This is a genomic window from Pseudomonas sp. ACM7 (assembly GCF_004136015.1).
GTDB lineage: Bacteria > Pseudomonadota > Gammaproteobacteria > Pseudomonadales > Pseudomonadaceae > Aquipseudomonas > Aquipseudomonas frigoris.
Genome location: NZ_CP024866.1, coordinates 3009240 through 3023425, shown reverse-complemented (window position 1 = coordinate 3023425; position 14186 = coordinate 3009240). Strand labels below are relative to the sequence as shown.

At 60.1% G+C, this 14186-nt stretch carries 13 protein-coding genes; 4 read left to right on the top strand and 9 right to left on the bottom strand.

Going from position 1 to position 14186, the window contains the following annotated elements; all coding sequences use genetic code 11:
* Window position 1 precedes the first annotated feature (1 nt).
* On the bottom strand, window positions 2-2293 hold the full coding sequence (locus CUN63_RS14170) for a heavy metal translocating P-type ATPase (RefSeq protein WP_129440264.1): 2292 nt from the start codon (window positions 2291-2293) through the stop codon (window positions 2-4).
* Window positions 2294-2378: 85 nt separating this feature from the next.
* On the opposite strand from CUN63_RS14170, the gene cadR reads away from it, so the two are divergent.
* On the top strand, window positions 2379-2828 hold the full coding sequence (cadR, locus tag CUN63_RS14165) for a Cd(II)/Pb(II)-responsive transcriptional regulator (RefSeq protein WP_129440262.1): 450 nt from the start codon (window positions 2379-2381) through the stop codon (window positions 2826-2828).
* 125 nt (window positions 2829-2953) lie between these two features.
* Here cadR and CUN63_RS14155 read toward each other — a convergent pair whose 3' ends face one another.
* From CUN63_RS14155 to CUN63_RS14145, 3 genes are all read right to left on the bottom strand, one after another.
* On the bottom strand, window positions 2954-3925 hold the full coding sequence (locus CUN63_RS14155) for a thymidylate synthase (protein ID WP_129440260.1): 972 nt from the start codon (window positions 3923-3925) through the stop codon (window positions 2954-2956).
* A gap of 48 nt (window positions 3926-3973) precedes the next feature.
* Window positions 3974-4780 (bottom strand): prolipoprotein diacylglyceryl transferase, encoded by an 807-nt coding sequence (gene lgt / locus CUN63_RS14150; RefSeq protein ID WP_129440258.1) that lies wholly within the window; start codon window positions 4778-4780, stop codon window positions 3974-3976.
* An 81-nt stretch (window positions 4781-4861) separates the two neighbouring features.
* Window positions 4862-5644 carry a sulfite exporter TauE/SafE family protein gene (locus tag CUN63_RS14145; RefSeq protein ID WP_033060544.1) on the bottom strand — a complete coding sequence of 261 codons (783 nt, stop codon included), beginning with the start codon at window positions 5642-5644 and terminating at the stop codon, window positions 4862-4864.
* 120 nt (window positions 5645-5764) lie between these two features.
* On the opposite strand from CUN63_RS14145, the gene CUN63_RS14140 reads away from it, so the two are divergent.
* Window positions 5765-6511, top strand: a complete 747-nt coding sequence (locus tag CUN63_RS14140) for an NRDE family protein (RefSeq protein ID WP_129440257.1) — start codon at window positions 5765-5767, stop codon at window positions 6509-6511.
* 113 nt (window positions 6512-6624) lie between these two features.
* Here CUN63_RS14140 and ptsP read toward each other — a convergent pair whose 3' ends face one another.
* Both ptsP and CUN63_RS14130 read right to left on the bottom strand, forming a co-directional pair.
* On the bottom strand, window positions 6625-8904 hold the full coding sequence (ptsP, locus tag CUN63_RS14135; protein ID WP_033060547.1) for a phosphoenolpyruvate--protein phosphotransferase: 2280 nt from the start codon (window positions 8902-8904) through the stop codon (window positions 6625-6627).
* 22 nt (window positions 8905-8926) lie between these two features.
* Complete coding sequence (locus CUN63_RS14130; protein ID WP_008150514.1) at window positions 8927-9406, bottom strand: RNA pyrophosphohydrolase; 480 nt, start codon at window positions 9404-9406, stop codon at window positions 8927-8929.
* Window positions 9407-9549: 143 nt separating this feature from the next.
* Between CUN63_RS14130 and CUN63_RS14125 the strand changes: the two genes are divergently transcribed.
* On the top strand, window positions 9550-10206 hold the full coding sequence (locus CUN63_RS14125) for an HAD family phosphatase (RefSeq protein ID WP_129440255.1): 657 nt from the start codon (window positions 9550-9552) through the stop codon (window positions 10204-10206).
* 122 nt (window positions 10207-10328) lie between these two features.
* Here CUN63_RS14125 and CUN63_RS14120 read toward each other — a convergent pair whose 3' ends face one another.
* Both CUN63_RS14120 and ilvA read right to left on the bottom strand, forming a co-directional pair.
* Window positions 10329-10757, bottom strand: coding sequence for a DUF2269 domain-containing protein (locus CUN63_RS14120; RefSeq protein WP_129440253.1), 429 nt, complete (start codon window positions 10755-10757; stop codon window positions 10329-10331).
* A gap of 39 nt (window positions 10758-10796) precedes the next feature.
* Window positions 10797-12311 carry a threonine ammonia-lyase, biosynthetic gene (ilvA, locus tag CUN63_RS14115; protein ID WP_129440252.1) on the bottom strand — a complete coding sequence of 505 codons (1515 nt, stop codon included), beginning with the start codon at window positions 12309-12311 and terminating at the stop codon, window positions 10797-10799.
* A 147-nt stretch (window positions 12312-12458) separates the two neighbouring features.
* Between ilvA and rpiA the strand changes: the two genes are divergently transcribed.
* Window positions 12459-13133: a ribose-5-phosphate isomerase RpiA gene (rpiA, locus tag CUN63_RS14110; RefSeq protein ID WP_129440250.1), complete on the top strand. Its 675-nt coding sequence runs from the start codon at window positions 12459-12461 to the stop codon at window positions 13131-13133.
* A 128-nt stretch (window positions 13134-13261) separates the two neighbouring features.
* Here rpiA and CUN63_RS14100 read toward each other — a convergent pair whose 3' ends face one another.
* Window positions 13262-14179, bottom strand: coding sequence for an SdiA-regulated domain-containing protein (locus CUN63_RS14100; RefSeq protein ID WP_129440248.1), 918 nt, complete (start codon window positions 14177-14179; stop codon window positions 13262-13264).
* Between the last annotated feature and the right edge of the window lie 7 nt (window positions 14180-14186).

The following is a 14186-nucleotide window of genomic DNA, read 5'->3' as shown; positions in this document are numbered from 1 at the left end:
TCTATTTGCGCAATAAGCGCAAACCGTTAAACACCACCAACAGGCTCACGCCCATGTCGGCGAACACCGCCATCCACATGGTGGCGATCCCGGCGAAGGTTACCCCAAGAAAGATCGCTTTGATGACCAATGCCAGGGCAATGTTCTGTTTGAGGATGCTTGAGGTTTGTCGTGACAGCCGGATGAAGGTCGGGATCTTGCGCAGATCGTCGTCCATCAGGGCGACATCGGCGGTCTCGATGGCAGTATCGGTGCCCGCCGCCGCCATGGCAAAACCGATCTCGGCCCGCGCCAGTGCCGGGGCGTCGTTAATACCGTCACCGACCATGCCGACGATATGGCCCTGTGCATAAAGGGCTTCGATGGCTTGCAGCTTGTCGGTCGGCAGCAGATCGCCCTTGGCCTCGTCGATGCCGACTTGCGCGGCAATCGCCTGAGCGGTGTGGACGTTGTCGCCGGTCAGCATCAGGGTTTTGATGCCCAAGTCGTGCAGTTGCTGGATCGCCTCGCGGCTGGACTCTTTCACGGTGTCGGCCACGGCAAACAGCGCCAATGGGCCGGATTTGTCGAGCAGCAGCACCACGGACTTGCCCTGTTTCTCCAGCGCGAACAGCTTTTCCTCCAGTGCAGGCGAGCACAGGTTCAGTTCTTCCACTAAACGGTGATTACCCAAGTGGTAAACCTGACCATTGATTTCGCCGCGTACACCGCGACCGGCCAGCGCCGCAAAGTTATCCACAATCAGCGGTGCGAGTTGTTTATCCACAGCCGCGTTGGCAATGGCCAAGGACACTGGGTGATCGGAGCGACTGGCCAGCGCAGCAGCAATCGCCGGGGCTGATGCGTCAGCGGTTGGATCAAGCGACAGGTAATCGGTCTGCACCGGTTTGCCGTGCGTGATCGTGCCGGTCTTGTCCAACGCCAGGTAATCGAGCTTGTAACCGCCCTCCAGATAAACGCCGCCCTTCACCAGAATCCCTTTGCGCGCCGCCGCCGCGAGGCCGCTGACGATGGTCACCGGGGTGGAAATCACCAGCGCACATGGGCAGGCAACCACCAGCAACACCAACGCCCGGTAGATCCAGTCGAACCATACGGCGCCCATGAACAGTGGCGGAATCACAGCGACGGCGAGGGCCAGGATGAACACCGCCGGGGTGTAGATTTTCGAGAAGCTGTCGACGAAACGCTGGGTCGGTGCCCGCGCGCCTTGGGCCTGTTCCACGGCGTGGATGATTCGTGCCAGTGTCGAGTTGTTGGCCGCTGCGGTTACTGAGTACTCCAGGGAACCGGCCTGGTTGATGGTGCCGGCGAAGACTTTATCGCCGATGGTCTTCTCCACCGGCAGGCTTTCACCGGTGATCGGCGCCTGATCGATGGTCGAACTGCCCGAAACCACTTCACCGTCCAGGCCGATTCGCTCACCGGGACGCACCCGCACCCGCGCACCCAACTCGATGGTTTTAACATCCCGCTCAATCCAACTGCCGTCGACCTGCTGCACCGTGGCTTGTTCCGGGGTCATCTGCATCAGACCGCCGATGGCGTTGCGTGCCCGGTCCAGAGACTTGGCTTCGATCAACTCGGCCACGGTGAACAGGAACATCACCATCGCCGCTTCCGGCCACTGACCGATCAGGATCGCGCCGGTCACCGCGATGCTCATCAGCGCGTTGATGTTCAGGTTGAGGTTTTTAAGCGCGATCCAGCCCTTTTTATAGGTGCCGAGGCCGCCGCTGAGGATCGAGATCAGCGCGATGACCGCCACAACCCAGTTCGGCGCAGCGTTGGTGAAGTGGATCACTTCGGCGGCCAGCGCACCAATACCCGACAGCGCCAAGGGCCACCAGGGCTTTTTCTCGGGAGCCGGTGCTGACGGTTCAGCGCCCTGCTCTATCGGCTCGGCCTGCATGCCGAGGGACTTGATGGCGTCGATGATCGGAGCAGTGCTCGGCAGGTCATGGGTGACGCCCAACACGCGGTTGATCAGGTTGAACTCCAGTTGCTGCACGCCCACGAGTTTGCCGAGTTTGTTCTCGATCAGTGTCTGCTCGGTCGGGCAATCCATGGCATCGATGCGGAAGCTGCTCAGTCGCGCACCGGCTGTCGGCGTTTCGCTGAGTTTGATCAGCGACGGTGCCGCCACTTTGGACGAACAGCAGGAATCCTCGTGGCTGCCATGGTCATGCTTCTGTACAGGCTGCAGCTTGTGGCTGTGATCGTGATCGTGATCGTGATCGTGATCGTGATCGTGATCAGCCTCGGGTTTGTGCGTGTGAAGGGAATCGCTCATTGGGTCGCGTCCGGAAAGGTGCCTGTTGCCAAGTAAAGACCCTGTAGCCACTATAGGGTCAAGCACCCTTTTGGAGATTGCCGTCATGAAGATCGGAGAACTGGCCAAACTCACCGACTGCGCCGTGGAAACCATTCGCTACTACGAGCGCGAAAATCTGCTGCCGGAGCCGGCCCGTAGCGACGGCAACTACCGCGTCTACACCCAGGCCCACGCCGAGCGCCTGACCTTCATCCGCAACTGCCGCACCCTCGACATGACGCTTGAGGAAATCCGCAGCCTGCTGGCCCTGCGTGACAGTCCGCAGGATCAGTGCGAAAGCGTGAATGCGTTGATTGACGAGCACATTCATCACGTGAAGGCGCGGATCGATGGGTTGATGGCGTTGCAGACACAACTACTCGACCTGCGCCAACGTTGTGGCGAGGGGCCGGATATTGATCAGTGCGGGATTTTGCAGCGGCTTGAAGTGAACGGCGGGGTTGTGGCGACGGAGGTGGAGCATTCCCATGTTGGCCGCAGTCACGGCCACTAAAAACACCGAAAATCAAATGTGGGAGCGGGCTTGCTCGCGAATGCGTCGTGTCAGTCAACGATGATGTCGACTGGCATACCGCTTTCGCGAGCAAGCCCGCTCCCACATTTGGTCGGTGTTAAGGCTTAAACCGCCATCGGCGCGGTCATCGGCGCGTGGTGCTCGTAGCCTTCCAGCGAGAAATCGCTCGGCTCGATCAACTCCAGCCACTCCGGCTGATAAACACCCGTCTTGGCAAACTCCGGCACACGATCACTAATCACCAGTTTCGGCATCGGGAACGGCTCGCGCTTGAGCTGTTCATTCAGCATGTCCAAATGGTTTTCGTAGACGTGGGCATCACCGATGAAATAGGTGAACCAGCGCGGCGTGTAGCCGGTCAGGTGACCGATCAGGCTCAGCAGCGCGGCGCCTTCGGTGAGGTTGAACGGCGTGCCCAGGCCCAGGTCGTTGGAGCGGATGTACAGAGTCAAAGAGATTTCTTTGGTCTCCACATTCGGGTGGAACTGGTACAGCAAGTGGCACGGCGGCAGGGCCATTTCATCGAGCTGGGCGACGTTCCAGCCGTGGAACAGGATGCGGCGGCTGCCCGGGTCTTTGATGATGGTGTCGACGCACTGGCGGATCTGGTCGATCGCCTTGTACAGCACCACGTAGGCTTGACCGTCTTCTTCACCTTCGGCGATTTGGCGGTAGCCCTGACTCAGGGTCTGTTCGATGGCGGCCTGGTTGCTGACCGGAATCTGCTTGTACGCCGGCCATTTGCGCCATTGCACGCCGTAGATCTCGCCGAGGTCGTCTTCGCCCTGACGGAACGGGTTGGCCAGCCACTGGGCGTTTTCGTTGGCGTTCTGATCCCAGACCTTGCAACCCAGCGCACGGAATTCGGCGGCGTTGTTCACCCCGCGCAGAAAACCACACATCTCGCCGATGGCCGATTTGAAGGCCATCTTGCGCGTGGTGATCGCCGGGAAACCTTCCTTCAGGTCATAACGCAGCATCGCGCCAGGGAAGCTGATGGTGTTCACGCCGGTGCGGTTGGCCTGTTTGGTGCCGTTCTTGATGACGTGGGCGACCAGTTCGAGATATTGCTTCATGAGTTACCTGTGTCCTTGAACCCGGGACCGTCGCCCCGGGGTTCGAATTTATACAGCCGCCGCTGGAGCCGCCGGTGCACGGTGATACGCCAGCCAGATCAGGAACAGACCGCCGACGATCATCGGTACGCACAGTACCTGACCCATGGTCAGCCAGTTCCAGGCCAGATAGCCCAGTTGCGCGTCCGGTACGCGGACGAATTCGACGATGAAACGGAAGATGCCATAGAACAGCGCGAACATCCCGGACACCGCCATGGTCGGCCGCGGCTTGCGCGAGAACAACCAGAGAATGGCGAACAGCGCCACGCCTTCGAGCGCGAACTGGTACAGCTGCGACGGGTGACGCGCCAGTTGCGCCGGATCGGTCGGGAAGATCATCGCCCACGGCACATCGGTTGCCTTGCCCCACAACTCGGCGTTGATGAAGTTGCCAATACGTCCGGCGCCCAGACCGATCGGCACCATCGGTGCGACGAAGTCCATCAGCTGGAAGAACGACTTGCCGTTCTTTTTACCAAACCACAACGCGGCCAACATCACGCCGATGAACCCGCCGTGGAACGACATGCCGCCCTTCCACACTTCAAAGATCAACAACGGGTTGGCGATGTAAGCACTCAGATCGTAAAACAGCACATAGCCCAAGCGGCCGCCGACAATGACCCCCATCGACATCCAGAACACCATGTCGGAGAGTTTCTCTTTACTCCAGGTCGGGTCGAAGCGGTTCAACCGGCGCGACGCCAGCAGCCAGGCGCCGCCGATGCCGATCAGGTACATCAAGCCGTACCAGTGGATTTTCAGCGGACCGATGGCCAATGCCACCGGGTCGATCTGCGGGTAAGGCAGCATTGCGACTCCTCGTTAGAGTTGAAACCTTTAAAATTCCCGGGCGACGCTGTCACGCCAGGATTAAGTCAGGATTGCGCTGCGTCAGAGCAGGAAATTCAGGCCCACGCAGAACAGCAAAGCGGCGAACAGTCTTTTCAGCAACTTCGGCGACAGGCTGTGGGCCAGTCGTGCGCCGAGGCGGGCGAAGAACATGCTGGTCAGGGCGATCCCCAGCAACGCCGGCAAATAAACAAAACCGAGACTATGGGCCGGCAGCAATGGATCGTGCCAGCCCAGAATCATGAAAAATAATGCACTGGACAAGGCAATCGGCAGGCCGCAGGCGGAAGAAGTCGCCACCGCTTGCTGCATCGGTACGCTGCGCCAGGTCAGGAACGGCACCGTCAGCGAACCGCCGCCAATCCCGAAAATCGCCGAGGCCCAGCCAATCACACTGCCGGCCACGGTCAGACCGACTTTACCCGGCACCGTTCGAGAAGCCTTGGGTTTGAAATCCAGTGCCAGTTGCGCGGCGATGACCAAGGCGAAGACACCAATGATTTTCTGCAGGTTGGGCCCGGAAATCGCCTCCGCCGTCAGCGCCCCAAAACCGGCGCCGATGAGAATACCGAGGGTCATCCAGGCAAAAATCGGCCAACGCACGGCACCGCGGCGATGATGTTCGCGGATCGCATTGACCGAGGTAAATATGATTGTCGCCAGGGACGTGCCGACCGCCAGGTGCGTGAGAATCGACGGATCGAACCCTTGCAGCTTGAAACTGTAGACCAGCACCGGAACGATAATGATCCCGCCGCCGACCCCGAACAGCCCGGCCAGTACACCTGCACAGGCGCCGAGCGCCAGATAGAGCAGAAATTCCATGCGCATCCCCAAATGAGAGCGGCATGGTAACGGATGCATGGCCTCAAGCTCCACTGGATGGCGATGGATACCCACACGATGACTGAGTAGAGTGGGCAGAAAACACACAAGGACTACCTTATGTGCCTGATTGTTTTCGCTTGGCGACCAGGTCACGCCCAGCCGCTGATCGTGGCGGCCAACCGCGACGAATTCTATGCCCGGCCCAGCCTGCCCTTGGCGCAATGGCCCGAAGCACCACACGTGCATGCCGGTCGCGATCTGGAGGCCGGCGGCACCTGGCTCGGTGTTGGCGCCCATGGACGCTTCGCCGCGCTGACCAATATCCGCGATCCGCATCAGCCGCCCGCGCGCAAGTCGCGAGGCGAACTGGTGGCGCGATTCCTGACCGGCGACATGTCGATAGATGACTACTTTGCGGACGTTGTCGGACGTTCGCTGGAATATGCCGGGTTTAACCTGCTGATCGGTAATGCCAACGAACTGTGGCACTTCAATGCCCGGGAGACTGAGGCGGTGATGCTGCAGCCTGGTGTTTATGGGCTGTCGAACGCCTGGCTGGATACGCCGTGGCCGAAACTGCTCAAGGCGCGGGCAGCGCTGGAGGAAGTGCTGGGCGATCCGCAACCTCAGGCTTTATTGGCGTTGCTGAATGATCCGCAGACGGCACCGTTTGCCGAACTGCCGGATACCGGGGTCGGGTTGGCCACCGAGACATTGCTGTCGAGTGTGTTTATTGCCAGTCCGACTTATGGGACGCGAGCGAGTACGGCGTTGATTGTTCAGGCGGATGGGACGCGGTGGATGGTTGAACGGAGTTTTGGGCCGTATGGGGGGCATTTGGGGGAAGTGGAGATCAGGGTTTAGATTGGTGTTGTCAGGGCTGGCCCCATCGCGAGCAAGCTCGCTCCCACAGGGGATTTGCGTCGATCACAAATCCAATGTGGGAGCGAGCTTGCTCGCGATGGGGCCATCAGCGTTTAGAGGGTCTTGGCCGAAGCCGGATTAATCATCCGCGCCAACCCAAGGTTCTTCAGCGCCAATTGCAGCGAGCTGTGGATAACTTGCGGGTTGTCGATGGTCATCAGCTCCGCGAGCAACTCCTTGGCCTTGCTCAGGTTGATCTGACGCAACATCCACTTCACTTTCGGCAAGTTGGTGGCGTTCATCGACAGGCTGTCGAAGCCCATCGCCATCAACAGCACCGCCGCCGCCGGATCGCCAGCCATCTCACCGCAGATACTCACTGGCTTACCTTCGGCATGAGCGTCACGCACTACGCTCTGAAGGGCTTGCAGCACCGCTGGGTGCAGGTAGTCGTAGAGGTCGGCTACACGCGGGTTGTTTCGGTCCACCGCCAACAGGTACTGGGTCAGGTCGTTGGAGCCGACCGACAGGAAGTCCACTTGCCGCGCCAGTTCCTTGGTCTGATAAACCGCCGCCGGAATTTCGATCATCACGCCGATCGGCGGCATAGGCACGTCGCAGCCTTCGTCGCGGACTTCGCCCCAGGCCCGGTGAATCAGGTGCAGGGCTTCTTCCAGTTCGTGAGTGCCGGAGATCATCGGCAGCAGAATCCGCAGGTTGTTCAAGCCTTCGCTGGCCTTGAGCATGGCGCGGGTCTGCACCAGGAAAATTTCCGGGTGATCGAGCGTGACGCGAATGCCGCGCCAGCCGAGGAACGGGTTGTCTTCCTTGATCGGGAAGTACGACAGCGATTTGTCGCCACCGATGTCCAGGCTGCGCATCGTCACCGGTTGCGGGTGGAACGCGGCGAGCTGCTCGCGATAAATCGCCAGTTGCTCTTTTTCACTCGGGAAGCGCTGGTTGATCATGAACGGCACTTCGGTGCGGTACAGACCGACGCCTTCAGCGCCACGCTTCTGCGCCCGCGCCACGTCCGCCAGCAGGCCGGTGTTGACCCACAGCGGCATGCGGTGGCCATCGAGGGTCACGCACGGCAAGTCCCGCAGTGCATCCAGCCCGAGGGCCAGTTGTTTCTCTTCCTCGACCACTTCGGCGAACTGCTTGCGCAACACTTCGCTGGGGTTGGTGTAGACCTCGCCGTGGTAGCCGTCGACGATCATCTGGATGCCGTCGACTTTCGAATACGGCAGGTCGACCAGGCCCATCACCGTCGGGATACCCATGGCGCGCGCCAGGATCGCCACGTGGGAGTTGCCGGAACCGAGTACCGACACCAGACCGACCAGCTTGCCTTCCGGCACCTCGCCGAGCATTGCCGGCGTCAGTTCTTCGCTGATCAGGATGGTGTTGTCGGGGTAGACCAGGGTCTGTTGACGTTCTTCCTGCAAGTAAGCCAGCAAGCGGCGACCAAGGTCTTTGACGTCCGACGCGCGCTCACGCAGGTAGGCATCGTCCATCAATTCGAAACGGTTGACGTGTTCGGTGACCACCTGACGCAACGCGCCCTGGGCCCACTGACCGGTCTTGATCACGGTGGTGATTTCGCTGCCCAACGACGCATCGTCGAGCATCATCAAGTAGACATCGAACAGCGCGCGTTCTTCAGGCCGCAACTGGTTCGCGAGCTTGGCGGACAAGGCACGCATGTCGGCGCGCACGCCTTCGATGGCAGTCTTGAACAGCCCGAGTTCGGCGGCGATGTCGGTAATGGTCTTGTCGGGCACCACGTCCAGATCGGCCGGCGGCAACATGACCACCGCGGTACCGACCGCCGCACCCGGCGAACCCGGTACGCCGATGAACTTGGCTTCCTGAATGCCTTTGCCCTGACGACCCAGACCCCGGATCGAACCAGTGGCCTCGGCGTGGGCGATAACGCCGGCGAGCTGCGCGCTCATGGTCACGAGGAAGGCTTCTTCACCTTCATCGAACTGGCGACGTTCTTTTTGCTGAATGACCAACACGCCGACGACGCGGCGGTGGTGAATGATCGGTGCCCCGAGGAATGAGGCGTAGCGCTCTTCACCGGTCTCGGCGAAGTAGCGGTAACGCGGGTGATCCGCGGCGTTTTCGAGGTTCAGGGGTTCTTCACGCGTGCCGACCAGGCCAACCAGACCTTCGTTGGGTGCCATGCTGACTTTGCCGATCGAGCGCTTGTTCAAGCCCTCGGTGGCCATCAGCACGAAGCGGTTGGTCTCAGGGTCAAGCAGGTAGACCGAGCAGACCTGGCTGCCCATGGCCTCTTTGACGCGCAACACAATAATCCCCAACGCCGCCTTGAGATCCTTGGCGGAGTTAACTTCCTGGACGATCTTGCGCAGCGTATTGAGCATGGCTCGGGGTCGAACTCCGTCGTCAGTCGCGCGATAAAAGGCGCGGGGCAAGCTCTTTGAGAGCGCGTCGATACACTTCGCGCTTGAATGTCACCACCTGGCCCAACGGATACCAATAGCTGACCCAGCGCCAGCCATCGAATTCCGGTTTACCGGTCAAATCCATCCGCACCCGCTGCTCGTTGGAGACCAGGCGCAGGAGAAACCATTTCTGTTTCTGGCCAATGCACAGCGGTTGGCTGTGCGTGCGGACCAGACGTTGCGGCAAACGATAGCGCAACCAGCCCCGGGTGCAGGCGAGAATTTCAACATCTTCGCGCTCAAGACCCACTTCTTCGTTCAACTCGCGGTACAAGGCGTCTTCCGGCGTCTCCTGGGGGTTGATCCCGCCCTGTGGAAACTGCCAGGCATCTTGATTGATACGGCGAGCCCATAGCACCTGTCCGGCATCATTCGTGAGAATGATCCCGACATTGGGGCGGAAACCATCGGGGTCGATCACGGCAACAACCTCGCAAACGCATGTCGCCGCATTGTTCCACAAAGGTTGTGATAGCAGCAACGAGCCGGTCTACCTTATGTGCACTCTTGTGAAAAGTCCGTATTCTGGACGCCTTTCTACAGACTTTTCAGCGAGTAACTGCAATGCGGCTGGCTTTATTCGACTTGGACAACACGCTCTTGGGCGGTGACAGTGACCACGCTTGGGGCGATTACCTGTGCGAACGCGGCTTCCTCGACGCCGTCGCCTACAAGGCACGCAACGACGAGTTTTATCAGGATTACCTGGCCGGCAAACTGGATAACGATGCCTACCTGAACTTCTGCCTGGAAGTGCTCGGCCGCACCGAGATGGCCACACTGGATCAATGGCATCTGGATTACATGCGCGATTGCATTGAGCCGATTGTGTTACCCAAGGGTCTCGAACTACTGGCCAAGCACCGCGAGGCGGGTGACAAACTGGTGATCATCACCGCGACCAACCGTTTTGTTACCGGGCCGATTGCCCAGCGTCTGGGCGTCGAAACCCTGATCGCCACGGAATGCGAGATGGTTGATGGCCGCTACACCGGGCGCAGCACCGACGTCCCGTGCTTCCGTGAAGGCAAGGTGACGCGATTGAATCGCTGGCTGGAAGAGACCGGATATTCGTTGGAAGACAGTTACTTCTACAGCGACTCGATGAATGATTTTCCGCTGCTGGAGCAGGTGACGCATCCGATCGCTGTCGATCCGGACCCGAATCTGCGTGCTGAAGCCGAGAAGCGTGGCTGGCCGGTGATTACTCTGCGCGGCTGATACCGCTTTCGCGAGCAAGCCCGCTCCCACATTTGATCTGCGTCGTACACAAAATCTGTGTTCGCTGAAGATCTAGTGTGGGAGCGGGCTTGCTCGCGAAGGGGCCGCCGCGGTCCCAAGCCTTAAACCGGTTTGGCGCCCATCAACCCCGCAATCGCGATAAAGCAGACAAAACTGAACAACGCCAAGGCAAAGGTAAATTTCCCATTGCCCGCTGCCGGTGCCTTGCGCAACTTGTTAAGCCGCACCAGCAACCAGAACCAGCCCAACGCCGCGACGGTGTAAAGCATACTGGAAGCCAACAACCAGGTCTGCCCCAACGGCCAGCCCACCAGATGCACCATCCACCAGCCGGTAAACGGCATGCTCAGCAGCGCCAGCCCCATCACCAGCCAGATAAACAGTCGTGGCCGTTGCAACGTGCGCGCGTGAGCCGTCGCGTCACCGTTACGGCGCGTACGCCAGACCCAGATCGCCAGACCCAGCGCGCTGACCAGCAGCAACACCGTCGCCACGATGTGAGCGACTTTCAGGGCGGTTAACGTTTCCATTGTTCGATCTCCTTATGGCTTGCCCATCAGCGTAGCCGCTCAGCCGAGAAACAGCAGATAGGCCGGATTGTCGCTTTCATCCCAGTACGGGTAGCCGATTTCTGCCAGCGCAGCGGGCACCAGATGGCGTTCATCGTGAGGCACTTGCAGACCTGCGACCACCCGGCCATCCGCCGCGCCATGGTTGCGGTAGTGGAACATCGAGATGTTCCAGCGCCCGCCGAGCTTGTTGAGGAAGTTGAACAGCGCGCCCGGACGCTCCGGGAATTCGAAACGCAGAATCACTTCATCAACCACATGAGCCGCACGGCCGCCGACCATGTGGCGGATGTGCAACTTGGCCAGTTCGTTGTCGGTCAGGTCCAGCACCGGGAAACCCTGCTCGGTCAGGCTGGCAATCAGCGCACTGCGCGGATCACTTTCCGGATGCGTCTGCACGCCAACGAAGATGTGCGCTTCGCTGCCGGTGTTGTAGCGGTAGTTGAATTCGGTGATCTGGCGCTTGCCGATGGCTTCGCAGAACGCCTTGAAGCTGCCCGGTTTCTCGGGGATGGTCACGGCGATAATCGCTTCGCGGCCCTCGCCCAGTTCAGCGCGCTCGGCGACGTGGCGCAGACGGTCGAAGTTGACGTTGGCGCCGGAGTCGATGGCCACGAAGGTGTGACCGGTGACGCCGCGTTGCTCGACGTATTTCTTGATCCCGGCCACGCCCAATGCGCCGGCAGGTTCAGTGATCGAGCGGGTATCGTCGTAGATGTCCTTGATCGCCGCGCAGATTTCATCGGTGCTGACGGTGATCACTTCATCGACATAATCTTTGCAGATATCGAAGGTGTGCTGACCAATCTGCGCCACAGCAACGCCATCGGCGAAGAGGCCCACGGTCGGCAGGATCACGCGCTCGCCAGCGGCCATGGCCGCTTGCAGGCAGTTGGAATCGTCCGGCTCGACGCCGATGATTTTGATTTCAGGTCGCAAGTACTTCACGTACGCCGCGATCCCGGCGATCAATCCGCCACCGCCCACCGGGACGAAGATCGCGTCGAGACGGCCAGGGTGCTGGCGCAGAATCTCCATCGCCACCGTGCCCTGCCCGGCAATGGTGTGGGGATCGTCGTAAGGGTGGATGTAGACGTAGCCTTTTTCATCGACCAGTTTCAGCGAGTAGGCTAGGGCTTCCGGGAACGAATCCCCGTGCAGCACCACTTTGCCGCCACGCGAACGTACGCCTTCGACTTTGATCTCCGGGGTGGTCTTGGGCATCACGATGGTCGCTTTCACGCCCAACACTTTCGCCGCCAAGGCCAGGCCTTGCGCGTGGTTGCCTGCCGAAGCAGTGACTACACCGCGAGCGCGCTCTTCTTCGGAAAGCTGCGTGAGCTTGTTATAGGCGCCACGAATCTTGAACGAGAACACCGGCTGCAAGTCTTCGCGCTTGAGCAAAATACTGTTGCCCAGCCGCTCGGAGAGCTGGCGGGCAGTCTGCAATGGGGTTTCTACGGCAACGTCATAAACGCGCGAGGTGAGGATCTTTTTGACGTACTGTTCGAGCATCGGAAAGCATCACTGAGCGGGTTGGGCAGGGCCAACGAGTCTAACCCGGCTTTCGGGCGGGCGACCACACGAATCAAGAGGTTTTAACCCGGCATGGGGCTATAATGCCGGCCTTTCCGTTCCCCCCTTGCCCGCTTCGGAGCCCGCATGACCCAGGATCAACTCAAACAGGCAGTGGCTCAGGCCGCCGTCGACTTCATCCTCCCGAAACTCGACGACAAGAGCATCGTCGGGGTCGGCACCGGCTCCACCGCCAACTGCTTCATCAATGCACTGGCCAAGCACAAAGGCGCGTTCGACGGCGCGGTCGCCAGTTCCGAAGCCACCGCTGCCCGCCTCAAGGGCCACGGCATTCCGGTGTATGAGTTGAATACGGTCAGCGACCTGGAGTTCTACGTCGACGGCGCCGATGAAAGCGACGAACACCTGAACCTGATCAAAGGCGGCGGCGCAGCCCTGACCCGCGAGAAGATTGTGGCGGCCGTGGCCAAGACTTTCATCTGCATCGCCGACGCCAGCAAACTGGTGCCGGTGCTCGGTGCGTTCCCGCTGCCGGTTGAAGTGATCCCGATGGCCCGCAGCCACGTGGCCCGCGAGCTGGTGAAGCTTGGCGGCGACCCGGTTTACCGTGAAGGCGTGTTGACCGACAACGGCAACATCATCCTCGACGTGTTCAACATGCAGATCACCAACCCGGTGGAGCTGGAGACGCAGATCAACGCCATCGTCGGCGTGGTCACCAACGGTTTGTTCGCGGCACGTCCAGCGGATTTGCTGCTGCTGGGCACCAGCGAAGGTGTAAAAACACTGCGCGCAAAGTAAGCCGAACACATAGCAAAACCTGTGGGAGCGGGCTTGCTCGCGAAGAGGCCGTGTCAGTCGATAGAGATGTCGACTGACAGACCGCTTTCGCGAGCAAGCCCGCTCCCACATTGGTTTTAAGGTGTTGGTTAGGGTTGTACTGGTTTTTTGAAGACGTAGAACAGGTTCGGCTCGCTCACCAGGTACATCGTACCGTCGTCATCCATGGCGATCCCTTCCGCTTGTGGCACCGTCTTCTGCAACCCTTGACGCCCCTTGCTCAGTGACAGGGTGCTCAGCGGTCGCCCGTCGACATCGAGTTCCAGAATCAGCCGCGATTCATCCGACAACGCAAGCAAATGGCCGCTACGCTCGTCGTATTGCAGGCTCGACAGGTCCGTCACGAACATCCCGGCATCGCGCTTGGGGTTGTTCACTACGTGCACCGCGTAGGATTTTTCCGGGTTGTAATGGGGAAAGCCCTGCACTTCGTAGATCAGCATCGGGTCGCGCTCCTTGGCGACAAACAACCGCTTGCCCACCGAGTCGTAAGCCAGGCCTTCGAAGCCCTTGTTGCCGCTCATGTGCACGCCAAGGGTCATCTGCTCGGCATCCGCTGCGTCGAGGAACGTTGTGTCGTTCTCCAGATGAATCTTGATCAGCCGCTGCTGACGCTCGTCAGTGATTACGTAAGTGTCGGCGCTGATGAACTCAACCGCTTCCGGATCGCCAAACCCGACCAGCGCAATGCGTCGAATAATCTGGCCGTCCAGCGACAGTTCGATCAGCTCTGAGTTTTTGTTGGTGACGGTGAACAGGCTTTTGCGCACCGGATCGAAGGTCAGCGCCGACACATCGTCGGCCAGGCCTTCGATAATTCGGGCTTCGAGCGTCACCTGGTATTGATCCAGAGCGATGGACTGACCATTCTCCGGTTGCCATAGCGTGTGCAGGTTGAACCAGGCGCGCTCGAACAGGCGCAGGTACTGGCCGGCCGCAACCAGCGCGATCAACGCAATGACCGACAGGATCAAAAGCAGAGGCTTGGGGCGGGCAAGTCGACGCATTCAGGCC

Excerpts from the sequence above, each read along its gene's own strand:
- CUN63_RS14140 (WP_129440257.1), top strand. The coding sequence starts at position 5,765 with ATGTGCCTGATTGTTTTCGCTTGGCGACCAGGTCACGCCCAGCCGCTG.
- CUN63_RS14155 (WP_129440260.1), bottom strand. The coding sequence starts at position 3,925 with ATGAAGCAATATCTCGAACTGGTCGCCCACGTCATCAAGAACGGCACC.
- ptsP (WP_033060547.1), bottom strand. The coding sequence starts at position 8,904 with ATGCTCAATACGCTGCGCAAGATCGTCCAGGAAGTTAACTCCGCCAAG.
- CUN63_RS14125 (WP_129440255.1), top strand. The coding sequence starts at position 9,550 with ATGCGGCTGGCTTTATTCGACTTGGACAACACGCTCTTGGGCGGTGAC.
- cadR (WP_129440262.1), top strand. The coding sequence starts at position 2,379 with ATGAAGATCGGAGAACTGGCCAAACTCACCGACTGCGCCGTGGAAACC.
- CUN63_RS14100 (WP_129440248.1), bottom strand. The coding sequence starts at position 14,179 with ATGCGTCGACTTGCCCGCCCCAAGCCTCTGCTTTTGATCCTGTCGGTC.
- ilvA (WP_129440252.1), bottom strand. The coding sequence starts at position 12,311 with ATGCTCGAACAGTACGTCAAAAAGATCCTCACCTCGCGCGTTTATGAC.
- rpiA (WP_129440250.1), top strand. The coding sequence starts at position 12,459 with ATGACCCAGGATCAACTCAAACAGGCAGTGGCTCAGGCCGCCGTCGAC.
- CUN63_RS14170 (WP_129440264.1), bottom strand. The coding sequence starts at position 2,293 with ATGAGCGATTCCCTTCACACGCACAAACCCGAGGCTGATCACGATCAC.
- CUN63_RS14145 (WP_033060544.1), bottom strand. The coding sequence starts at position 5,644 with ATGGAATTTCTGCTCTATCTGGCGCTCGGCGCCTGTGCAGGTGTACTG.
- CUN63_RS14120 (WP_129440253.1), bottom strand. The coding sequence starts at position 10,757 with ATGGAAACGTTAACCGCCCTGAAAGTCGCTCACATCGTGGCGACGGTG.
- lgt (WP_129440258.1), bottom strand. The coding sequence starts at position 4,780 with ATGCTGCCTTACCCGCAGATCGACCCGGTGGCATTGGCCATCGGTCCG.